Origin of the sequence: Microcoleus sp. D3_18a_C4, from assembly GCF_036702415.1 — a bacterium.
Lineage (GTDB): Bacteria > Cyanobacteriota > Cyanobacteriia > Cyanobacteriales > Microcoleaceae > Microcoleus.
The window spans coordinates 1-20,838 of record NZ_JAUBTI010000034.1 but is presented as its reverse complement, the minus strand read 5'-3'; the positions used below and the strand labels follow the sequence as shown (position 1 = coordinate 20,838).

At 46.4% G+C, this 20,838-nt stretch carries 22 protein-coding genes; 15 read left to right on the top strand and 7 right to left on the bottom strand.

Going from position 1 to position 20,838, the window contains the following annotated elements; all coding sequences use genetic code 11:
• The first annotated feature begins 276 nt into the window (after nt 1–276).
• Complete coding sequence (locus tag QUB16_RS16710; RefSeq protein WP_333317730.1) at nt 277–681, top strand: hypothetical protein; 405 nt, start codon at nt 277–279, stop codon at nt 679–681.
• A 63-nt stretch (nt 682–744) separates the two neighbouring features.
• Here the strand turns inward: QUB16_RS16710 and QUB16_RS16705 are convergent, their stop codons facing one another.
• The 3 genes from QUB16_RS16705 to rbfA form a co-directional block, all read right to left on the bottom strand.
• Nucleotides 745–978, bottom strand: coding sequence for a DUF4327 family protein (locus QUB16_RS16705; RefSeq protein WP_333057778.1), 234 nt, complete (start codon nt 976–978; stop codon nt 745–747).
• 365 nt (nt 979–1,343) lie between these two features.
• Complete coding sequence (locus tag QUB16_RS16700; RefSeq protein WP_333317728.1) at nt 1,344–2,966, bottom strand: glycoside hydrolase family 3 N-terminal domain-containing protein; 1,623 nt, start codon at nt 2,964–2,966, stop codon at nt 1,344–1,346.
• 162 nt (nt 2,967–3,128) lie between these two features.
• On the bottom strand, nt 3,129–3,539 hold the full coding sequence (gene rbfA, locus QUB16_RS16695; RefSeq protein WP_333317726.1) for a 30S ribosome-binding factor RbfA: 411 nt from the start codon (nt 3,537–3,539) through the stop codon (nt 3,129–3,131).
• 601 nt (nt 3,540–4,140) lie between these two features.
• Between rbfA and QUB16_RS16690 the strand changes: the two genes are divergently transcribed.
• From QUB16_RS16690 to sipA, 5 genes are all read left to right on the top strand, one after another.
• Nucleotides 4,141–4,566 (top strand): NUDIX domain-containing protein, encoded by a 426-nt coding sequence (locus QUB16_RS16690; RefSeq protein WP_333155747.1) that lies wholly within the window; start codon nt 4,141–4,143, stop codon nt 4,564–4,566.
• A gap of 427 nt (nt 4,567–4,993) precedes the next feature.
• Nucleotides 4,994–5,119 carry a hypothetical protein gene (locus QUB16_RS16685; RefSeq protein ID WP_333317724.1) on the top strand — a complete coding sequence of 42 codons (126 nt, stop codon included), beginning with the start codon at nt 4,994–4,996 and terminating at the stop codon, nt 5,117–5,119.
• Between the two features lie 117 nt (nt 5,120–5,236).
• Nucleotides 5,237–5,515: a GIY-YIG nuclease family protein gene (locus QUB16_RS16680; RefSeq protein ID WP_333317722.1), complete on the top strand. Its 279-nt coding sequence runs from the start codon at nt 5,237–5,239 to the stop codon at nt 5,513–5,515.
• The gene (locus QUB16_RS16675; RefSeq protein ID WP_333317720.1) at nt 5,512–5,733 is read left to right on the top strand and encodes a hypothetical protein; all 222 of its coding nucleotides are present in this window, start codon (nt 5,512–5,514) and stop codon (nt 5,731–5,733) included. Before QUB16_RS16680 ends, QUB16_RS16675 begins: the two co-directional genes overlap by 4 nt.
• Nucleotides 5,734–5,803: 70 nt before the next feature.
• Nucleotides 5,804–6,043: a regulatory protein SipA gene (gene sipA / locus QUB16_RS16670; RefSeq protein ID WP_333101820.1), complete on the top strand. Its 240-nt coding sequence runs from the start codon at nt 5,804–5,806 to the stop codon at nt 6,041–6,043.
• Between the two features lie 298 nt (nt 6,044–6,341).
• Here the strand turns inward: sipA and QUB16_RS16665 are convergent, their stop codons facing one another.
• Nucleotides 6,342–9,707 (bottom strand): EAL domain-containing protein, encoded by a 3,366-nt coding sequence (locus tag QUB16_RS16665; RefSeq protein WP_333317718.1) that lies wholly within the window; start codon nt 9,705–9,707, stop codon nt 6,342–6,344.
• 111 nt (nt 9,708–9,818) lie between these two features.
• Here QUB16_RS16665 and QUB16_RS16660 point away from each other — a divergent pair, with 111 nt between their 5' ends.
• Both QUB16_RS16660 and QUB16_RS16655 read left to right on the top strand, forming a co-directional pair.
• Nucleotides 9,819–10,070 (top strand): hypothetical protein, encoded by a 252-nt coding sequence (locus tag QUB16_RS16660; RefSeq protein WP_333317717.1) that lies wholly within the window; start codon nt 9,819–9,821, stop codon nt 10,068–10,070.
• Between the two features lie 324 nt (nt 10,071–10,394).
• Nucleotides 10,395–10,835 carry a pentapeptide repeat-containing protein gene (locus tag QUB16_RS16655; protein WP_333317715.1) on the top strand — a complete coding sequence of 147 codons (441 nt, stop codon included), beginning with the start codon at nt 10,395–10,397 and terminating at the stop codon, nt 10,833–10,835.
• Between the two features lie 301 nt (nt 10,836–11,136).
• Here the strand turns inward: QUB16_RS16655 and crtH are convergent, their stop codons facing one another.
• Both crtH and QUB16_RS16645 read right to left on the bottom strand, forming a co-directional pair.
• Nucleotides 11,137–12,681, bottom strand: a complete 1,545-nt coding sequence (gene crtH, locus QUB16_RS16650; protein WP_333317713.1) for a carotenoid isomerase — start codon at nt 12,679–12,681, stop codon at nt 11,137–11,139.
• A gap of 278 nt (nt 12,682–12,959) precedes the next feature.
• On the bottom strand, nt 12,960–13,133 hold the full coding sequence (locus QUB16_RS16645) for a hypothetical protein (RefSeq protein ID WP_333317712.1): 174 nt from the start codon (nt 13,131–13,133) through the stop codon (nt 12,960–12,962).
• A 37-nt stretch (nt 13,134–13,170) separates the two neighbouring features.
• Between QUB16_RS16645 and upp the strand changes: the two genes are divergently transcribed.
• The 3 genes from upp (at nt 13,171) to QUB16_RS16630 (ending at nt 14,872) form a co-directional block, all read left to right on the top strand.
• Nucleotides 13,171–13,821: a uracil phosphoribosyltransferase gene (gene upp, locus QUB16_RS16640; protein ID WP_333317710.1), complete on the top strand. Its 651-nt coding sequence runs from the start codon at nt 13,171–13,173 to the stop codon at nt 13,819–13,821.
• A gap of 229 nt (nt 13,822–14,050) precedes the next feature.
• The gene (locus QUB16_RS16635) at nt 14,051–14,518 is read left to right on the top strand and encodes a TMEM165/GDT1 family protein (protein ID WP_333317708.1); all 468 of its coding nucleotides are present in this window, start codon (nt 14,051–14,053) and stop codon (nt 14,516–14,518) included.
• A 60-nt stretch (nt 14,519–14,578) separates the two neighbouring features.
• Nucleotides 14,579–14,872 (top strand): TMEM165/GDT1 family protein, encoded by a 294-nt coding sequence (locus QUB16_RS16630; RefSeq protein WP_333082112.1) that lies wholly within the window; start codon nt 14,579–14,581, stop codon nt 14,870–14,872.
• 434 nt (nt 14,873–15,306) lie between these two features.
• On the opposite strand, the gene QUB16_RS16625 is transcribed toward QUB16_RS16630, so the two are convergent.
• Nucleotides 15,307–15,813 (bottom strand): hypothetical protein, encoded by a 507-nt coding sequence (locus QUB16_RS16625; protein WP_333155728.1) that lies wholly within the window; start codon nt 15,811–15,813, stop codon nt 15,307–15,309.
• Nucleotides 15,814–16,141: 328 nt separating this feature from the next.
• Here QUB16_RS16625 and QUB16_RS16620 point away from each other — a divergent pair, with 328 nt between their 5' ends.
• The 4 genes from QUB16_RS16620 to QUB16_RS16605 all read left to right on the top strand — a co-directional run bounded on the left by QUB16_RS16620 (nt 16,142) and on the right by QUB16_RS16605 (nt 20,682).
• A complete protein-coding gene (locus QUB16_RS16620) occupies nt 16,142–16,453 on the top strand; it encodes a nucleotidyltransferase domain-containing protein (protein WP_333317706.1) in 312 nt (103 codons plus the stop codon).
• Nucleotides 16,434–16,820 carry a HEPN domain-containing protein gene (locus tag QUB16_RS16615; RefSeq protein WP_333317704.1) on the top strand — a complete coding sequence of 129 codons (387 nt, stop codon included), beginning with the start codon at nt 16,434–16,436 and terminating at the stop codon, nt 16,818–16,820. The genes QUB16_RS16620 and QUB16_RS16615 overlap by 20 nt, the downstream gene beginning before the upstream one ends.
• Nucleotides 16,821–17,080: 260 nt before the next feature.
• Nucleotides 17,081–18,334, top strand: coding sequence for an MFS transporter (locus tag QUB16_RS16610; protein ID WP_333317702.1), 1,254 nt, complete (start codon nt 17,081–17,083; stop codon nt 18,332–18,334).
• Between the two features lie 224 nt (nt 18,335–18,558).
• Nucleotides 18,559–20,682 (top strand): iron uptake porin, encoded by a 2,124-nt coding sequence (locus tag QUB16_RS16605; RefSeq protein ID WP_333317700.1) that lies wholly within the window; start codon nt 18,559–18,561, stop codon nt 20,680–20,682.
• The last annotated feature ends 156 nt before the right edge of the window (nt 20,683–20,838 follow it).

Sequence of the window (20,838 nt, the reverse complement as noted above, 5' to 3'; positions counted from 1 at the left end):
AAAATCTAAAATCTAAAATAGACTGAGCCTTCGAGTGGGAAAGTCTCGATTCGTAGTTACAAAAATTTACACTTGACATTTATTAATTTACCAAGTAATGATACGATTAGTATTGGCACAACGACAAAACGTCCCCCCAAAAACTGATATTTCCTGAATCGGGGCGATCGCGACCCACAACGCAAGCATCTTCCCGCTAAGAAGCGGCTTGACGCCCCGACTTGGGAGCAACTCGCGAACCAAAAACTCAGAAAAACGTTCTAGCGGCATTTTTAGATGAATCCCGACAACCTGCCTCAAATGCTGCACACAGGATTTCACCTAACTTTAGGTGCAACTTCCTTTTTAATTGAGACATTGCAAGATCCCCTGAAGCGAGAAGAAAATCTTGACAAACTGAAGTCAGATTTTGGCCAGCTAGCCGACGATCTGCTGGAAAAAGGAGAAATGACTGAGCGAGAAGCCCGGAATTTTGTAGATACTATTTTCTCTCAACCGGGCGATCGGGAGAATGCAGACAGCGAATCTGTCTCGCCCAAGCAATCAGATGCAGCGACTGATGCTCCTCCCGAGTCGGTTGTACAGCCTAACGTAAAGCTAGAGATTCAAGAATTAACAGCACAGATGGCAGCGCTCAGGGTCGAGTTGGAAAATTTGCGCGCCGAAAATTCCCAGTATTAAAGAATCAAGAGTCTTTAACACAGCCGGAGTTTACTTGCCAACTTAATTTAACAGAACCAAACTTTAGTCATTGTCCCATTTTTCAGAACCGATCAGGTCGGCGATACGATCGCGCAGCAAGAAGTCGCATTTTTCTAATTCGCACTCTACACAAGCCCATTCCCGAGGGGGAATGAATTGGCACAGCGTGTAGATAGGCTGTTGGCGGCTCAGCACGCCCTCGTGGACGAGGTGACGCGCTTCATCTTGGATCACATCTAAAGAGTATTGGATTTGGGGAATAGTGGAGTGAATCATAATGCGCCCTCAATGTTTTACTAAAAAAATTTATGGCCCTGGTAATAATATAGTCCAAACTTACGAATATGGAAGTTAAATTTTGTCCGTATACAGCTATACAATTCACTGCCGTCAATTTAAAAAAATTATAGGAACGATCGGTAAGTGATGGGATCTGTCTTAGGATGTGGAGAAGCAGCACATTTTCCCCACAAGCAGGCGGATCTGCTGGAAAGTTCTATTGAGAACTTAGGAACCCGCGTCCAATTCCCGGTTTCTTGATACTTCGCCACCAAAGGCAGAATTTCTCGCGAGAAACCGGGTTGATGAATTTAACTCCTAACGCAGCAAGCAACAAAGGAAAGATTCACAAGTCCGCCAACTCAAGCATTGCCCTTTGCGTCAATGCCGAATAGCACTTCTAGAACGAGAGATTGCGCTGCCGGCATCTGCCCAAAACAAAATACATAAGGAATACTCGGAGGCAAGTGTGGCAAAAATTGCTCTAAAACGTAGGGACTGCCGTAAATTAACACAGCTTGCAGTTCTCCCGTTTTTAATAATTTCTTAAACCAATCTTGAGCTGCTTCGGTCAAACCAGCACTGCCTCGGAAGCAATTGCCGCGAATGAAAATTTGCAGCAGTGTCGGAGAAAAATGCTCTGCACCTGTATTATCAGCGATCGCCCCTGTGCGATCGTCAATCAGTTGCAATTCGTAACCAAACTGTTCGGGAAGGGCGATCGCCGGAGTGTGGTTTCCCAAAAACTCGCACCCCAAAACATCATCTACAACAATCAAATTCCGCAAAAGCTGGTTTTCTGGTGGTTTTGCAACCTGCAAAGGTAGATTGCCGCCAAATTTCAAAGAATCTCGCAAAATATCGGCAGCAGTTGACCTTGCCTGTGGATTTGCCAGCAAACTTAAGTCGATCGAGTCGATCGATGTTGAATTTACTGCTTTTTCCTTTTCCTTTACTAACAAACCGACTTTAGCTTTAGCCGACCAAATTCGCTTGACAGATTCCTTGATTTGTGATAATGGAATCCTCCCTTGAGTGACAGCTTCGCAGACAGCCAGAATCGCGCCTTCCGGGTCAAGCGGCATCAGCAAAACATCAGCACCAGCCTCAGCAGCCAAAACAGCAGCTTCATTAGCGCCGTACTTATTAGCGATCGCACCCATCACCAAAGCATCCGTCACAATCAAACCTTCAAATCCCAACTCTTCTCGCAGCTTCCCGATCAAAATTTTGCGAGAAAGAGTAGCAGGAAACTCCGCATCCCAAGCCGGAATCAGTAAGTGAGCACTCATCACACCATCGACCCCAGCAGCGATCGCCTCAACAAAAGGAGGCAACTCAACCTGGGCTAATCTCGCGGGCGAATGCGGCAAAACCGGCAACTCCAAGTGAGAATCAACCGCCGTGTCTCCGTGACCCGGAAAATGCTTAGCTGTAGTCAAAACCGGGTGATCGCCTGCGCCGCGAATAAAAGCAGCGGCTAATTTCCCGACAATTTCCGGTGTCTCGCCAAAAGCGCGGACGTTAATCACAGGATTGTCGGGATTGTTGTTAACATCAACCACTGGTGCAAGAATCCAATTTAGACCGATCGCCCTAGCTTCCATCGCAGTGACAGCGCCCATTTGTTCAGCATATCGATCGGCCGCTTCTGCATCGTGGCGCGCCACTTCGGCAATTGCCATCGGCGGCCCAAACCAAGTCGCCCCCGCGAACCGCTGGCCGACACCTTCCTCAATATCAGCCGCCAGAAGTAGCGGAAACTTAGCCCAAGACTGCAATTGGTGCGATCGAACTGCCAACTCCGCAGCACTTCCCCCGACCAAAATCACCCCACCGACGCCCAAATTTTCCAGATAATAGCGGAGTTTGCTAGCAGTTGGTTCCCATTCCCGATAGCGAATTTGGTGGTCGAACAAGCAGCCAGAAGCGCGCACCACGAACATCTGGGCCACCAGTTCTGGTAAGGAAAGATTGTCAATCATTCGATTTTAGATTTTAGATTTTAGATTTTAGATTTGGGCATCGGCCAAACAGGGCATCGGGCATCGGCCAAACAGGGCATCGGGCATCGGCCAAACAGGGAATTGGGAATTTTCCCTATCTCCTTCTCTTCCCCTCTTCCTTCTTCCCTCTTCCTTCTTGCTTCAATCGGGACTTTCATCCTCAGTGAATTCTTCCTCGGGATCTAGAAGATCCGGTTTGCGATCGGCAGAAAGCTGATTCAGCAGTATCAACATTTTATCGCCCCGTTCCAAAGAACGGTCTTCGAGAAAAATCACTTCCGGCGTCCGGCGCAGTTGCACCCGTTGACCCAACTGGTTGCGGACGTAGCTAGTAGCAGATTTCAAGCCCTCCATAGTCTCGGCCTTTGCCTCATCAGTACCGTAGATGCTGACAAAAATTTTTGTATGCTGAAGGTCTCCCGAAACAATTACGTCGGTAACGCTAACCATACCAGCACCTACACGGTCGTCCTTGATTCCATTCAGCAACATCAGGCTGACTTCCCGTTTAATCAGTGAAGCTACACGCTCAATGCGACGATTTGTAGCCATAGAAACTATCCCCTACTTTTAGATCAGCCATTTTCATCCCGATTGACAATTGTAGCGCGATCGGTATCGGGTGTTATGTGCGATCGGGGGAAAAAATGAGAATCAGCACGACACGGATGAACACGAATACACGGAGGATATTGACACTCCCCAACCTAAAGGTGTGGGGATTCTTGCTTCATCCGTCCTCTCGCTTGATTATTGCTAATCCCCTGTTTGGATACGTCCACAAGCGCACACGGATTGCCCGACCGCATTTGAAATGATTTACTTAATTGTTTGTTCCTCTTTCCTACACTATGTCGCACGTAGCTGAGCATTGTAGACGGGGAGAACCCAATATTGGCTATCTAGGCGTTTTATCGCGTTGCCATTTCTCTCTTAACATAGTATTCCAGAATGTGTCAAGAGAAAGCCGTCATAAAATGACGGGGCTTGTACCCAAAATTTTGGTCAAGTTAGCCAATTGTGCAAACAGTCAGATGACTCAAGTCATCCGTGTATCCGTGTTCATCCGTGTTATGCTCTACTTTTTCCCGGCGAGGGGACTGAAACAAAGTAGACCAAGTTTAACTACACTATACATTTTAAAACATCTAATATGAATATTCCTAAGTCAATTGTTCGCATTTTTCTAATTCTCCCCAACGGTCAGATTGTGGCACAACTGCGAGATAATATTGTAGGTATTGCAAGTCAAGGGATGCTTTCTACTTTTGGTGGTGGCGTGGACGTTGGAGAAAGTCCAAAGCAGGCAGCGGTGCGAGAACTGGAGGAAGAAACTTGCCTCGAAACCAATTACACAATAGAATTTATCACAACCTTTCTACACCAAAAAACCCAAAATAATCAAAAAGTTATACAGGAAAATCACTTATTTTTGGCTAGGATTAGGAATTGTGAGCAAATAGAAATCAAAGAAGGTGTGGGTTTTGTAGTTTTGAGAAAAGATGTAGATTTTGGGAAAGTCAACGCCGGCGAGGGTACTCAAATGGCTTGGAAATTCTTGCAGGAATATTTAAAATAAAAAGTCATACACAATATTTTTCCTGTGCTGGGACTGAAACATGGAGCAACCCTGCGTTATTATTAGAGCTAGAAGCCATTATTCACAGAGCAACTGAGCCGCCCTACAACGTTCAAATCCCACCGAAAAACTAGACTCATACAATCAACAACTCTGGAACAACTATCTGCTGCTGATGCCGAAGCCATCCTAAAATACCTTCCAGAACGAATTCGTGCGGCCCTCATCGCCCGTGCTGCGGAAATTGAATATCAGATCGAAATTGTTGTGTCCATGGCAATTGCTAATTTCCTCGATAGCCAAGCACTTGGTTTTGCCGATTGCCAACCGGGGCGAGGCAACTAAATAATCTGAATTTGAAGTTAATGTCGGTAATTAATGGGCGATCTTTCAATATAAAATCTGGCAAATACGATCGCTTGTCATCATGCCCGATTCTATCCAACAAGAAGCCCGCCAAATTCTCGATACCCTCGCCTTCACCCCATTCGAGCAATGCCAACCCCTCAGCCACAACTTTAATACCATTCCTACCAGAGTAGGTTTATACTGAGATGTTGCACCATTCTCAATAAGCTTTTTATGAACGGGCTTTCCGGCCTGTTCCACAACAAAATTCACTCTTTGTGGAACAGGCCGGAAAGCCTGTTAAGCGAGAATGGTGCAAGATGTGAGTTTATACGCATTTCGGCATTCCTCCGAAGGATTGCTTTACATTGGCAAAGCCAAAAACTTGCGAGACAGACTTCGCAACGGACATAAAGCCTTTCTGTGGGGCTGGCTCGTAGGCGTAGCCAGCCGCAGGCATCGCTACAATCCAGACGACGTGAGGATTGCCTTCGTCACTCTCAACCAATGGCAAAGACCGGGGTTATCATATGAATTAGAAACCCTCATCCTCCAAGCCAGCAACCCTCCCTACAACGTTAAAATCCCCAGAGAGTTATGAATCAAACTATCACCACGCACCACCTTTCTCCAGAAGCTATTCATCAGTTGGTCGATTATTTGCCTGACTATATAAAAGCTGCCCTCTTGTCCAAGTCCGCTGAACTTGAATGTTCTCTCGAAGCCGCCATCGAAATGGCAATCTCCAGCTTTTTAGACGAAGAATCCTTTAGCTTTGAGGATTGTTTGTTGGCTAAACGCATGAAAGATACTGTCTGAAATTTCATCGCTCTCGATCGCACTCCCAGTTACGATTAGATTATGCCGATCGCCAAAAGGAATAAAACTCATGGAAAAAGAATTTACGATCGGTCAAAAAGTCAGAGTTGTGGCGATGCCGCCTTACGTCAAAACTGCCGAACCGATGCCCATGCTGCGGCCTGCGAATTTAATTGCGATCGGCGCTGAAGGCGTTGTGATCGATCGCCGTCCCGGCAATTATTGGGGAATTCGCTTTGAAAAAGGTGCTTTTCTCTTAGACAGTCAGTACATTGAAGCAGCGGAAACTACTGTAGAAGGTAATGGGTAATGGAAAAGGGGGAATGGGGAAAATTAATCTGATAGAGCAATCCTCCCATCATTTGTGAATTTCTTACGGACTCCCAGGGGGTTCGGGGAGGGTTGGGATGGGGTAAACAAATCACGAGTCCTGCAAGGATTGCTATAAAATCCGTTAGTATCAGAATTATTCATCTCTCTCTTCTCTTCCTCTGCGCCCTCTGCGGTCTCTGCGGTTAAATCATTCCGATCCCTTTTTCTTGTTCCCTCAACATCCCTCCCTTAAATCCGTTAAATCCCATTGCTTGCTCGTTGCCCAAGGTCCCTCTTCAAGAAACCAGCTTAGCCTCAAAAACCAAAGAATTAACAGGAAACTCCCCCAAGAATTCCTCTAAAATGGGAGAGGTGAAGTTACAAGGTTGAGGCTTGCCCAAATGATAACCTTGAGCGTAATCTACCCCAAGTTCATTGAGTTTATCCATAATTGTTTGATTTTCCACATACTCGGCAATAGTTTTAATTCCCATGACGTGAGCGATTTTGGTAATAGCTTCCACCATTGCAACATCAATAGGATTCTCGACAATATTCTTAATAAAATTGCCGTCTATTTTGAGATAATCAACCGGCAAGCTTTTCAGGTAAGCAAAGGAAGACATCCCGCTGCCGAAGTCGTCCAAGGCAAACTGGCAGCCTAGTTCCTTGAGTTGCCAAATCAAGCTGGCTGCCTTGCTGAGATTACCGATCGCCACGGTTTCAGTAATTTCAAAACAAATTATTTGCGGCGGTATTTGATGGATGGAAAACTGTTCCTGAATAAACTCGATAAACTTTTCTTCGTTGAGGCTGTCCCCAGAAAGGTTGATTGAATAAATGCTGGGATATTTGCCAAATGACGATTGCAGATCAGACAAAAGAGAGCAAGCAGGGAAGGTAACTATTTTATCGCTGTCTACATCGGGGTCTTGGACGAATAAATTGGCCGTGAAAATTTTAGATAAATTGCTAAATAAAGTGCGAATTACCCAGCGGTCGATCGCGTGCATCAAGTTGTAGCGTTCTGCAGCCGGAATAAACGCCATCGGCGACACCAACTCACCAGTTTCCAACTGGAGGCGCAGGAGGATTTCGCAGTGGGTGCCGGTGGTTGAAGAGTTGAGCAAAGGTACGATCGGCTGAGAGTACAAGCAAAAGCGATTCTCTTCTAAAGCTTGATGAATTTGCACCACCCACTCGGTTTCGCCATGCTGTTTGATTAATTCTCGATCGCCTGCTTGATAAACCTGTACCCGGTTGCGACCTTTATTTTTAGCAGCGTAGCAGGCCATATCGGCCGCGCTCAAAATCGCAGATGTCGAGGCTGTTTTGGGATTGATTGCTACCAAACCGATACTGACGCCGATCGAAAAAGTTTTGTCCTGCCACGCAAAGCGGAATCCCTGAATGCTTCGCAGCAGCGTTTCAGCAACATTCAATCCTCGTTCGACGGGACGATTATACAGGAGTACGGCAAATTCATCGCCGCCGAGACGGGCCAAAATATCGGTTTTGTGGATATTGGTTTTAAATAGCTGGCTGACTTGGCGCAGCAGTTCGTCCCCTGCAGCATGACCGCAGGTGTCGTTAACTATTTTGAAGCGATCGAGATCCAGGTAAAGCATCACGTGTTCTTGCCCGTAACCTTGAGCCCCGTGTAGGGCGTGCTCTAGCTGGTACTCAAATTCCCGGCGGTTGACTAATTGCGTCAGGGGGTCATGAGTTGCCTGCCAGGTGAGTTGCCGCGCTTGAGTTCGCACTTGGGTGACATCTCGGAACACAACGACGGCCCCGACAATTTTGCCGCTGCTGGCGTGGATGGGGGCGACGCAGTGGTCGATCGCAAATTCGGTGTGGTTGCGGGCAATCAGCAAGCTGTTGTGTCCCTGGTCAACAATCCGACCTTCGCACAAAGCGATTTCGGCGATATTTTCGATCGGCCGCCTGGTAGTTTCGTCAACTATTCTCAGTACGCTGGCGAGGGGCAAACCTTTAGCTTCCGAGGTAGACCAACCCGTGAGTGTTTCGGCAACTGGATTAAGGGTGGAAATGCAGCCGTCGGCGTCTGTCGCGATTACGGCATCGCCGATCGATTGTAGAGTAACAAACGCGAGTTCTTTTTCTTCAAAAAATGCTTGTTCCATGCGCTTGCGATCGCTAATATCCCGCTGCACCGACACCCAGTGGGTAACGTTCCCGGAGGTGTCGGCAATAGGTACGCTGTTGAGTTCCACCCAATAAGTTGAACCGTCTTTGCGGTAGTTAATCAATTCTAGGCGTAGGGGTTCTCGGCGAGAGAAAGCACGGCGAATTTTATCGACTTGGGTGGGGTCGCTTTCTGGGCCGCGCAAGCAACTGGGGGTTTGTCCGATGATTTCTTCGGGTAGGTAGCCCGTCATTTGGGTAAAAGCTTCGTTGGCATAGATGATGGTGGGGTCGGAGATATCGCTGTCTCCGGCATCCATAATCACGATTGCGTCGTTAGCGTTCACTACAGCAGATTCTAAAAGGTGGAGTCTGGCCTCGGCCCTAACGCGGGTAGCAATTTCGCTTTCTAGTCTGGCGTTAGTCAAGCTGAGGGATGCGATCGCTTTTTGCAATTCCCTAGTCCTTTCTGCCACTGAATCGTGCAGAACATCTATCGCCCCGGACATTTCCATCGGGTCAAGTACGCGCAGTATGTTGGTTTGAGTAACTATTCCCAGGAGTTCTCCCTGTTCCCCCGTTACTACCAACCTGCGGACTAAACGCTGGTGCATTTCCTGATGAGCTACCCACAGCGAGTCTTCTTGCTTGAGGCTAAATAAGGGGGTACTCATCACAGTTTGGGCGATCGTTTGCGACAAATCTATATCTAAAGCTTGAAATTCCACAATATCCCGTTCTGTGACGATACCTACTGGAATTGGGAACGGTAAATCCCTCGATAATTCTGTGGATTCGGTAATTACCACGCAGCTAACGCGGTGCTGGGCCATCAACTCGGCTAAACTCATAACTGACGCGGAGCGAGGTGCTTGAATGACTTGTGCGGTCATTACTTCTTTCACGCGGCGCATTTTTAAGATATTTGCCGGTTTCAGCATGGCTTGGCGAATGCTTTCCGGCGTAATTACTCCTAAGAGTTGACCTTCACTATCCAATATTGGCAAGTGCTTAATTCTTCGTGGCCCCAGCAGAATTAGGGCGCTGAAAATGTCTTGAGTCTCGGATTTTGTCAGAGTTGCTGCCGGCTGCCTCATCACTTCTGCGATGGTGACACCTTTTAAGTTTTTGCCCGAGGCAATCAAATCGACAAGATCCCTTTCGGTGAAGATTCCTTGCAAGTGAGAATGTGGAGCCGAGGGCGAGGATAATTTTAAGAGTGATTTTTCCACGACAAAGACGCAGATACCTGTCGCGTCTCTGAATGCACTCTTAGTGGGGGAATTTGCGATTTCTGTTAGTGGCTGATAGATATCGGTTGGTGGAATGTCTGCGTTTAGAGAGCAACTTGGGCGCCGTTGGCCCATCAGGGTAATTACTTCTGCTAGTGGGGTATCGGGCGCAACTGTCAAGGGGTAGCGGTCTATTACTTGAGCTAAGGTTGGCAGATACTTGGAGGAATCGTTTTTGAGCATATTTAATTGAGTTTTGCGATCGCGTTGATTTTGCGACATTCCAAAAAAGTGCTGATTTCCAAGCACTAGGTGGATTTTTACGGCGCTGCTGAGACCTAATTAAAATTTATTGTTAAAAATGCAGCCGAGCTTGGGCTGGGGATCGGGCCTGTGACTGCTTTTCCTCTACCTATAAAGTTAGAAGCTTATCTTTATTTTAAATTAAATTTTCTGTCTCGTGACACTTTTATTAAAAACAAGGTATATTTTGTAAACTTTTTGGGGAGCATCTCACCTTTGCAGCCCTCCGCTAGAAATTGGAGTTTTGAGGCAGGAGGCAGAAGGAAAGATGAAGAAGGAAAGAGGAAGAAGGAAGGAGCCAGAAGAAGGAAGGAGCCAGAAGAAGTATTTTTACAAATATGAGATGCTCCCACTTTTTGCGATAAGATCGCAGCTAAAATCATCCATAGCATTGCGAATCATATCCATCTTCAGAAAGACGCATCTGTTGGCGATCCTAGCTAACCTAGAAAAGGTTACTACAAAAAGGCACTGTATTAAGTTCGGCAGTGTTAAGTTTTGCGAAATAAAGTTTTGCAAGCTGGTCGAGACCATGTATGCGTTGTTGAGGGCAATCGATGTCACAGCCAAGCTGTGAATTAGAGCGCAACTTGCGAAAACAACCGTGGTAAGATTGTAGATATCAAGACAAGAACTTGAATACAGAGTCTGTGAGGAAAAGGGATTATGAAACGCAATCTATTAGCCGCTACTTTTTTAATTACTCCCCTACTGTTGGCGGGCCCGGCTCGCGCTGAAAATCCCGCTCACGTCCAACAGTTATTGTCAACCGGGCAATGTTTTAAGTGCGACTTGTCAGGAGCAGATTTAATGGGAGCCCATTTAATTGGTGCTGACTTGAGAGAAGCAAATTTACGAGGAGCAAACCTATCTCATGCCAACCTCGAAGGCGCGGACTTGACAGGTGCTAACTTGACGGGTGCTAACTTAACCCAAGTTTTCCTGACTAATGCCAGTTTAAATGACGCAGACCTCGATCGGGCAAATCTGACCGCGGCCATCATTAACACCGCTGACGTATCCGGCGCATCAATGGAAGATATGACCATCACTAATGCCACAATCTACAATACCCAAATCGGCGTCGGCGGCAGCTACGACCAGTAAACTCGTTAAAAGAATGGAAAACGCCAATTTTGAGGTTAAAAACCCGGTTTCTCCCCAGAAACCGGGTTTTTAGTCTTTTTGTAGACTGCCCGGGAACCTCACATTTTCTCTCGTATTTCAAGCGAACAATCTGACCACGAATTTCAAAGGTGGTATCCGCCACGTGATTTATCCGTGGAATCAATCCAAAATCGAAAATCGAAAATCACTTATTGCCCCCGCATTTATCTCGCGCAAGTCAATCTAAAATCTAAAATCTAAAATCTAAAATCGATTGACGCACCCTACCCTACCACTACCACTAAAAACCCAAATCAACCGCAATTCGGTGCGCGCAAGCAAACCCAGAAAACGCCACCGCATTTAAACCCTGTCCGGGAAACGTACTGTCGCCCACACAATACAAACCAGGCATAGAAGTTCGATTAAACGGCATTCCCAGCAAACCCATTAGCTTCTGTCGCGGAATCGGCCCGTAAGTTCCGTCGTCGCGCCCCAAAAAGCGGCGGTGAGAGCGCGCTGTCCCAACTTCCATATAATCCAAACCGGCATCTAAACCGGGAAAAATCTTTTCTAATCTTTCAATAATTCTCCCTCCAGCCTCTTCCTTTTTATCTTCGTATTCCTGCTGCGAAAGTCCTTCCCACTGTTCCATCCAACTCGAAGTAAAAGCGTGAACGATGTGATATCCTGCGGGAGCTAAATCCGGGTCGAGCACGGTCGGAATGGACACCAAAACAGTTCCCTCCGGCGCTTCCATTTTGTCCCAATCTTCTAACAAAATGTGGTGGCAGGCAGTACCGACAGGGATTACGCCTGCTTCCACTCCCAAATGCAAACTCAAGAAACTGGGGGCTTTTTGATAGCGCTGCTGCCATTTCTTTTCGCTAGCCGGCATCTCTTCTGCGGGCAGCAATTTCTCAAAAGTATCCCACCGCGTGGCGTTAGAAACTATCCGATGAGCCCGGTAAACTTCGCCGGTTGCTAGCTCGACTCCGACAGCGCGGCCGTTTTGTGTAATAATTTTTTTCGCCTTAGCTTTGTATTGAATTTTGCCGCCGCATTTTTCTAATCCTTCTACTAATTTTTGGGCGATTTGACCGACTCCGCCTTTGGGATAATTTATGCCGCCGTAATGTCTGTCGGAAAATACCATTCCGGCATTAATCATCGGCGTCAAGTCTGCGGGTACTACAGACCAGTAGTAGCATTCCATGTCGATAAATTTCAGCAAAGTAGGGTCTTTTATGTAGCGCCGCGCAATGTCGCCAGTATTTTGAGGCAGATATTTTACTAATCCCAAACAGGCTAAAGGATTCTGAAAAAAGACTCGAACCAAATATCCGGGTTCTTCTAGGGATAGCAATTCCATCCCGTTGAGGCAGTTGAAGACGCTCCAGCATTCGCCGTAAAATTTGTGGATTCCTTCGCGTTCGTGAGGGAACCTGTCAGTTAATTCTTGCAAGTATTTGTCATAAGCCTGGGGAACTTCAAGTTCCAAGCCGCTGGGTAAGTGATAGTGAAGCTGTACGGGGTCGGGAATGGTTTCTAAGGTGACGTTGACTGCTTTCAGGGCGCGGGTGAGGAGGTTGGTGGTGCCGCGCTGTCCGAAGCCAAAAATCATGGAGGCGCCGACATCGAATCTGTAGCCTTCTCGATCGAAATATCCCGCGCTACCTCCCGGAATTGTATAGCTTTCGAGCACTAAAACTTTGGCTTTCTTAGCCGCTAGCTGGGTGGCTGTCACGAGTCCACCAATGCCGGAACCGATGACAATTACATCAAACTCTTGCTCTGTAGGGCGGGAGTTGGGAGAAAATAACTGGGATTGGGTAGGAGCTGACATTGGGTTAAAAATCTTAATATTTCTATGATTTTACAGTCGATCGCTCCAGAAGCAAGAAGTTCGGCAACGGATTATGTAGCGGATGTAGCGGATGTCAGGAAGACCGAAGTTCGGCAATGCTCAATGCCCTGTTTGGCCGATGCCCTGTTTGGCCGATGCCCTGTTTGGCCGATGCCCCAGCTTCCAAAAAAAAATGCGGGAACAGTCTACCATTGCCGACTGCCCCCGTCTGCCGATCCTTTGAGAGGAGAACACTAAAAATTACTATAGCCTTGTTGCTAATTAATGTCAATACTATTGGAAAAATATTTCAATAAGCTGATGGAGGTCGATCGGCGAATGGGTTCTAACTCAATCTCTGGCTTGTATGCGCCCTCAAGGATGTGATAAGTTGCACAGAGCGATCGATCGCCGGTTGGGGAAGCCCTCGAAGAAGATCGATCGCACGGCATAAAATCCCTCAAACCTAGCAATCTCCCCAATTTCCTAATGTCCCTGCAACTGCGCGTTTACGTTCCTCCACATCCATTAATTAAACACTGGCTGGCTGTTGCCCGCGACGCCGCCACCCCATCCGTACTTTTTCGTTCTGCGATGACAGAATTGGGAAGGTGGCTGGCTTACGAGGCGATTCGAGAATGGCTGCCGACAGTGGAAACCACAGTGCAGACGCCTTTGGCAGAATGTCCGGCGGCTTTTATCAACCCGGAAGCTCCGTTAGTTGTGGTACCGATTTTGCGGGCGGGTTTGGCACTGCTAGAAGGAATTCAGACGGTTGTGCCGCTGGCGTCGGTTTACCACCTCGGCATGGCAAGAAATGAGGAGACGCTGCAACCGACTTGTTATTTGAACAAATTGCCGGCGCAGTTTAACCCGGAAACGCGGGTGATAATTAGCGAGCCGATGCTGGCGACTGGCGGGACGATTATAGCGACTATGCAGGAATTGACTGCACGGGGAATTGATCCGAGCTTGATTCGGATTATCTCTGTGGTGGCTGCTCCTCCGGCTTTGAAGAGGCTGAGTGCAGAGTACCCGAGTTTGACTATTTATACGGCAACGATCGACGAAATAGTCAACGAACAGGGCTTTATTGTACCTGGTTTGGGAGACGCGGGCGATCGAACTTACGGCACATGAACCAGTCAGTCAGTCAATCAATTTTAGATTTTAGATTTTAGATTTTAGATTGACTCGACAGATAAATCTGGGGGCTTGTAGGCCTTTTTGGGTGCGGTGAGTGCTTCCAGGAATCAGTTGCTGAAATCTCCGGGGAAAAAGATGACCCTGGTTTGGTAAAAGCAGGCACAGAGAAAGTTACAATCAAAAGTACAAGTAAAAAATAAATAGCGTTTAGCACTCATTGCCCGTGAAACTTGATTCTGTTCCGCCAAGCTTGTCTGCTTCTGACTCAGTAAACCTCAATTACGATTTGCCACAACAGCTACAACTACAAATAAAAGAGGCTTCTGAGATTTGTGCTGCTTTAACCCCGGAGCCCGCTGAACTCTCAGTGACTGTAAATCCCGATATTTGTCAGGAACAAAAGAAACTGAAGCCAAAGCACTGGGCAATTTTTGCTTCGACTTTTGCAACTATTTTTTTAGCTGAAATTGGAGACAAAACTCAGCTCGCGATTTTGCTGATGACGGCTGAATCTCGAAATCCTTGGATCGTTTTTGCGGGTGCGGGTTCGGCTTTGATAGCAACCAGTTTGCTGGGGGTGTTGCTGGGAAGGTGGCTGGCTAGTCGGATTGCTCCGAGAATTTTGGAGAGAGCAGCCGGAGTGATTTTACTGGCGATTTCGGCAGTTCTGCTGTGGGAAGTGCTGGGTTAATTGTCTGCCTGTCGGTAAGTCGTAGATTTCTACAATAGCTAACTAAGAAGCGAAAAAAATATGGACTGGCAACTTTTGGGAATCAGTTTTATTACAGTGTTTTTGTCAGAATTGGGAGACAAAAGTCAATTAGCTGCGATCGCCCTGGGCAGCAGTTGTAACTCGCCACGGGCTGTATTTTTCGGTACGGCGTCGGCGCTGCTGCTGGCGAGTTTAATCGGCGTGGGTATTGGCTTCAGCACGGCAGAGGTGTTGCCGGAACGACTGGTAAAGGGACTCGCGGCGATCGGATTTGCGGTGATGGGCTTGCGCCTGCTGTGGCCAAAAGCCGATTTACCGGAAGCATCCGAATAGGGCGTGCCGTCAGTCGATTTTAGATTTTAGATTTTAGATTTTAGATTTACTCTACAGATGAATCTGGGAGTTTGAAAAAGAGTCTAAAATTTTGATTTCTCCACCACAGGAGTAGTTCGCAAGTATCGGTTTTTGCGCGGGTTCAGGAAACTTGACAGTATAGTTATATCAAATCTGTTAGCATCGGAGATTATTCATATCTCTCTTCTCTTCATCTGCGTGAATCAGCGTCAATCCATTGTCCGGGGCGGTTAATAAATTATCTTTTTTTAACCGCAGATACAGGCAGATAAACACAGATTAACGCCGATGAATATCAAATCCGGTGTTTACGATCGCGTTAAAATTTAAAAAATTAGCGGGGGGCGTGAATTCACGCCCCCCGCTGCAGGGTGAGTTTTTTTTCTCAACTCAACCTCTTAGCCTTCTGTCGATTAAACTTGGTTTTGGTAGCACCAGCCCAGCAGCGTACCGGCGACAGCCAACTTCAGCGCTTCCAATGCAAAATAGCCTTGGTGCAGTAGATTCATCCCGGCGGGTACTTCTGCTGCGGAATCGAACAGATTTAGCTGCATTCCCAAGGCGCTCATTTGGGGTGTCAGGGCGTAGGTGTCAATCAGGGCGATCGTCAGAAGTACCAATGATAATAAAATTGCTGTGCGGCTGCGCTTGCCGAAGTCACCGACTAAATTGCTCAAAACCATCAAACCCGTTGCCACCAGGCCCGAACAGATTAACTCAACGCGGTTGAATCCCCAGAACATTAAATTCCCGGCTGTTGCAAACTCCGGTGATGTCGTCATGCCAGATACGTAGAGACTGGGCATAATTACTAGATCCAAAATCAGGCTAACGCTGAGCCAGAAAATTAGGGCAACCATGACAATTGCTTGCCAGCGCGGTTTGATTGATTCCACTCTTGATGTTGTAATAGCTGTCATATAATTGAGCCTCTAAAATTTTCTTCTGCCTTTTCTAGAGTTTAACTAACTTTTTTATAAAATCGTGTTAAGTATTTTTAAATTAATGGTAACTTTTGTGTAACTAACTGAGAAGAATTGTTAAGCTTGCGGGTGATCCTCTTCGATGGCTTTCCTTCGGATCGCTTCGCTAACGCCAACGGGCGAGCCAACAGCAACAGTTTAAAATTTATGGCGATCGTCAAAAATCTATTGATAATTACTCATTGGAGGGAGAGACTCCAGAAATTTCATGTGTTATTATTACAGTTGAATTGAAAAATATTAAAAATGTTAGCAAATGATTGAAATGAACACAATCATGGAATTGAGTCGGGCAATAGCCAATAAATTCCAACCGCAAAAAATATTTTTTTTCGGCTCTTACGCCTATGGAAATCCCACAGAAGATTCGGACGTTGATATGTTGGTAGTTTTATCTTCGGATGGTAATAATCTTCGTAAAACTTGGGAAATTTTAAATCAAACTCAGCCAAACTTTGCTGTAGATTTGTTAGTGCGAACTCCTTCGGAAATTGAACAACGTCTAGCTTGGAATGATTTATTTTTGCGGGAAATCATCGAGAAAGGAAAGGTGATTTATGAATCCGCTCACACTTGAATGGGTTGATAAAGCTGAGGGCGCTTTTACTACAGCTTTGCGGGAATTGCGAGCGCGAAAATCTCCGAATTATGATGCGGCGTGTTTTCACGCTCAACAGTGTGCCGAGAAATATCTAAAAGCGCGTTTGCAGGAAGCAGTAATTGCTTTCAGCAGAACGCATAATTTGACGGTTTTGTTAGATTTGCTGTTGCCCGTTGAGCCTGGGTGGGATAAGCTTCGCACAAAACTTTTAGCGTTAACTGCTTTCTCCGTTGCCTATCGCTATCCGGGGGCTTCGGCTGATAAAGATACAGCCCGCGAAGCATTAAATTTTTGTCGCGAAGTTCGCGAACAAGTAAGGTTAAGTTTGGGTTTGACTCCATAATACCAAATCCTGCTTTAATACCTGCTTAATTCTTGAGTCCGCGAAGGCGGACTTCGTTTGTGTAGAGGCGGTTTCAACCGCCGACTGTTCATTAGTTTAGACGCGGTTTCAACCGCCGACTATTATAAATAATATAAGCTGTGTTGCATCTAGATTGCCTATGGTACTAGAGAGGAAGAGGGGGGGAAGGGGAGAGGGGGAGAGGATTTGACGATTTTTGATCGGGACTCGAAATATACAATTTAAATGCACAACAGCTTATGCCTAAATTTCAATTATCCTCTTGGTTGCCCCGTCTCCCCTCTCAAGTCTGGATTCTTGCCGCCGGCAGATTCCTTTCCCAAAGCGGCACCGGTTTTACTTTATTTTACGCGCCGATATTTTTTGTCGATCGCGTCGGTTTATCTGCTACTGCTGTTGGAATTGGTTTGGGTAGCGGTTCAGTTTCGGGAATATTCGGCAGAATTTTGGGCGGTTCTTTTTGCGATTCCAAATTTTGGGGAAGGCGGCGAACTTTATTGCTGGCGACAATTATTTCGGCTGCCGCTTCTTTTGTACTGGCGGGGACTAATGATTTCGCTGGCTTAATTGCGGGCAATTTACTGATGGGTTTTGGTGTGGGTTTGTATTGGCCTCCAACCGAGACGATGGTGGCAGATTTAACCGAGGGCGAACAGCGACAGGAGGCTTTTGCTTTGACGCGGCTGGCTGATAATTTGGGTTTGCAAGTTGGGATTATTTTGGGCGGTTTGTTGATTGCTGTAACGGGGAATTATCGATCGCTCTTTATTATTGATGGTATCTCGTTTTTAGTGCTGTTTGCAGTAGTTGCGATCGCGATCGCCGAAACCTACAAACCAGTTAATTCAGGGGATAGAGGCAAAAAAAATCGGGAAAATGGTTGGATGGTGGCGCTGAGCGATCGCAGTCTTCTAGTTTATGCTTTAGTAAATACTCTGTTCACATTATATATTTCCCAAATCCAAACCACAATGCCGCTGTACTTTAGCAAGTTTGTCGCGGTGGGGACATCGGGGAAAGGCTTTTCAACAGGTACAATTACCGTTTTGTTTGCTTTTAGCACGTTTTTAACTGTGGCTTTGCAACTGCCGGTTGTTAAAGCTTTGAGGCGGTTTTCCCACTCGAAAGCTTTGATGATTTCGGCGCTGCTATGGGGAATGGGATTTATCGCGATCGGCTTGACGGGAATGGCTGCAACTGGCAATCTATTTTTAGCTGTTTTAGGCTTGAGCTTTTTGTCGATGGCGACTGTTGCTTATACGCCTTTTGCTTCTGCTTTGGTGGTGGATTTAGCGCCGGAGTCTTTACGCGGCGTGTATTTGGCGGTTAGTTCTCAGTGTTGGGCGATCGGCTATTTAATCGGGCCGCCGCTGGGGGGTTTGGCTTTGGATGGAGGTAAATGGGCGGCGGATAATTTTTGGTTGGGTTTGGCTCTTAGTGTGATTGCGGCTGTGGTTATTTTGCAAAAGCTCGATCGAATGTTGAAAAATTAATTGCTAAAATACAACTTTTGTGATAATCTCATTCACCCGATAGATAAATAACTCGCAAAAAATGCCTAGCGGTCTTAAGCTCTTATAGCAGGCGGTTGTTTTACTTATTTTATTAAACCTATAAAAAATATTAACTCAAAACTTTGTGGTTGGCGATACCAAATAGTTTTACAATTCCTAGAAAGCTAATAGCAATTTTACAATCTAATTTGTGAGGAGTTCTAGTGAAAGCACATCTACTATTTAGTGCTGGCGCAGTAGGTTTACTGTATATACTTGCCAGTTCTTTACCATTGGCAGCCATGCCTCCCGCCGAAAAAAAGACATTAGGTACTGAAGAGTTAAAAGAGTCAGAGGCTAAAATTAGCCTGAATACAACTGTTGAAAATCAGGTCAAAGCACCTGAAACATCCGACTTAAAATTAGTTGAGGGGCTGCAAGTTGACAACACCGTCTCAACAACCAATCAACTCGCCAATCTCCCCCAAGAAACTGCCAACCTGAATCGGCCCGAAACAGCAGCATTAACCGCAGAAAATCCCGGGGAAAACTCATTAAACTTAGCCGAAAAACCAGCAAACCCAGCCCCAGCAAAAGTCACAGAACAAGTATCTGTTGCCCCTTCCCACAACTCGCAGACACCAGCAGAAGTCACAGAAAAAACATCTGTCATTCCCACCCCTAACCCTGCACCAGTAATTGCCCAAACAGAAACTTCTACTTCCGAAAAGTTAGCTGAAATCGAAAACAGCGCTTCCTTAGAACCCGCAGCAGCCAACAGCGAAACTTCAGAATCCAGCGAACTCCAGCAAGTAACATCTGTATCTCAACTCTCCGACGTGCGCCCGACGGACTGGGCATTTCAAGCCCTGCAATCTCTAGTAGAAAGATACGGCTGCATAGCAGGATATCCAGACGGCACATTCCGAGGCAATCGGGCAATGACTCGGTACGAATTTGCCGCCGGTTTAAACGCTTGCTTGGATAAAGTTACTGAGCTAATTAAAACAGGTACAACCAACTTAGCAACCAAGGAAGACTTAGCCGCATTGCAAAGATTGCAAGAAGAATTTGCAGCAGAATTAGCCACTTTGCGGGGTCGAGTCGATGCTTTAGAATCCCGTACCGCCGAACTAGAAGCCAATCAATTTTCGACAACAACTAAACTCAGCGGCGAAGCAATTTTTAGCGTTGCCGACACTACTAAAAACAATAACAGCGATACTCAGACAGTCTTAAACTACCGAGTGCGCTTGAATCTGCTGACCAGTTTTACAGGCAAAGATACCCTAATAACTGGCTTGCAAGCTTACAACATTCGCAGCTTCGGGCCTAATTTAGGTTTGTCAACAGGGGCATTTAGCGGTTTGTCTGATAGTCAAGCAAAACTGAGTTTTGAACCGCAATTTCCCGGAATTAATCCTCAGACTCTATCTAGCATTGACGCCAATGCTGTTGAACTTTACAAGCTGCTTTACGTCTTTCCAGTTTCTAACAGCATCACTTTATTTGCCGGCCCGAAAGCCGAAACTTCCGACGCTTTTCAAGCAATTACTCCTTTTGCTGGAGAAGGGCAAGAAGCCGTCTCTAGATTTGCAGGTTACAACCCTGTTGTCCGCGTATCCGGTGGCACTTCTGGCAGCGGTTTGGCATCGGCAGGCGGGTTTATTTGGAACATTTCCAAAAAGCTCAATTTGACAGCTTTGTACGGCAGTGTAAATGCAGCCTTGCCCAATGATTTAGGCTTTCCAGCCACGCCTTTAGGAGCTGGTGCATTTGAGGGAAGTACCGTGGCTGCGGCGCAGTTAACTATTAAACCTACCAGCAGTATCGACATAGGTTTAAATTACGCTTACAGTCGCCACAAATTGAATATTCTTGCTACAGGATTAGGTGATGCCGATTTGGGTTCTATTTTGGGATCAGATAGAGAACCTGTTAGCGGTGGCGTGAGGATGAATTCGTTTGGCGGTACTTTAACTTGGCGTCTTTCTCCGAAAATTGCTGTTTCTACCTATGGAGGTTGGATAATTGCTGATGCTGAAAGAAGCAATGCTTCTACAACTTTCAACAGTTGGATGGTAGGTTTCCATTTCCGAGATTTGTTCGCACAGGGTAATAATGCAGGTATTCTGTTTGGACAGCCGCTCGATCGCGATTCGGTAAGTGGCGGTGCTCGTTTTCAGCAAAACAAAGCAACTCCTTACCATTTAGAAGCTTATTACCGCTTCAAAGTCAACGATAATATCAGCATTACACCCGGAGCTTTTGTGCTGTTCAATCCAGAAGGAACTAAGGATAATGACACAGTAGGAGTGGGTGTCCTCCGCACAACTTTTACTTTCTAAAGGAAGTGCTAACCTACATAGAACTTACGGACGAGTGACCAGAAACCGCGTTGTTAAACCTTTATACTTGGTTAAACTCGTGACATACTCCCACATCAAGCTGAGTACAGCTATGATGTGGGCGTCTTTGCAGCCCGATGAAGGGTATACAAAATT

Bases quoted from the DNA above. Each gene is read 5' to 3' on its own strand.
- QUB16_RS16710 (WP_333317730.1), top strand. From the start codon at position 277: ATGAATCCCGACAACCTGCCTCAAATGCTGCACACAGGATTTCACCTA.
- QUB16_RS16705 (WP_333057778.1), bottom strand. From the start codon at position 978: ATGATTCACTCCACTATTCCCCAAATCCAATACTCTTTAGATGTGATC.
- QUB16_RS16700 (WP_333317728.1), bottom strand. From the start codon at position 2,966: ATGATTGACAATCTTTCCTTACCAGAACTGGTGGCCCAGATGTTCGTG.
- rbfA (WP_333317726.1), bottom strand. From the start codon at position 3,539: ATGGCTACAAATCGTCGCATTGAGCGTGTAGCTTCACTGATTAAACGG.
- QUB16_RS16690 (WP_333155747.1), top strand. From the start codon at position 4,141: ATGAATATTCCTAAGTCAATTGTTCGCATTTTTCTAATTCTCCCCAAC.
- QUB16_RS16685 (WP_333317724.1), top strand. From the start codon at position 4,994: ATGCCCGATTCTATCCAACAAGAAGCCCGCCAAATTCTCGATACCCTC.
- QUB16_RS16675 (WP_333317720.1), top strand. From the start codon at position 5,512: ATGAATCAAACTATCACCACGCACCACCTTTCTCCAGAAGCTATTCAT.
- sipA (WP_333101820.1), top strand. From the start codon at position 5,804: ATGGAAAAAGAATTTACGATCGGTCAAAAAGTCAGAGTTGTGGCGATG.
- QUB16_RS16665 (WP_333317718.1), bottom strand. From the start codon at position 9,707: ATGTCGCAAAATCAACGCGATCGCAAAACTCAATTAAATATGCTCAAA.
- QUB16_RS16655 (WP_333317715.1), top strand. From the start codon at position 10,395: ATGAAACGCAATCTATTAGCCGCTACTTTTTTAATTACTCCCCTACTG.
- crtH (WP_333317713.1), bottom strand. From the start codon at position 12,681: ATGTCAGCTCCTACCCAATCCCAGTTATTTTCTCCCAACTCCCGCCCT.
- QUB16_RS16645 (WP_333317712.1), bottom strand. From the start codon at position 13,133: ATGCCGTGCGATCGATCTTCTTCGAGGGCTTCCCCAACCGGCGATCGA.
- upp (WP_333317710.1), top strand. From the start codon at position 13,171: ATGTCCCTGCAACTGCGCGTTTACGTTCCTCCACATCCATTAATTAAA.
- QUB16_RS16630 (WP_333082112.1), top strand. From the start codon at position 14,579: ATGGACTGGCAACTTTTGGGAATCAGTTTTATTACAGTGTTTTTGTCA.
- QUB16_RS16625 (WP_333155728.1), bottom strand. From the start codon at position 15,813: ATGACAGCTATTACAACATCAAGAGTGGAATCAATCAAACCGCGCTGG.
- QUB16_RS16620 (WP_333317706.1), top strand. From the start codon at position 16,142: ATGAACACAATCATGGAATTGAGTCGGGCAATAGCCAATAAATTCCAA.
- QUB16_RS16615 (WP_333317704.1), top strand. From the start codon at position 16,434: ATGAATCCGCTCACACTTGAATGGGTTGATAAAGCTGAGGGCGCTTTT.
- QUB16_RS16610 (WP_333317702.1), top strand. From the start codon at position 17,081: ATGCCTAAATTTCAATTATCCTCTTGGTTGCCCCGTCTCCCCTCTCAA.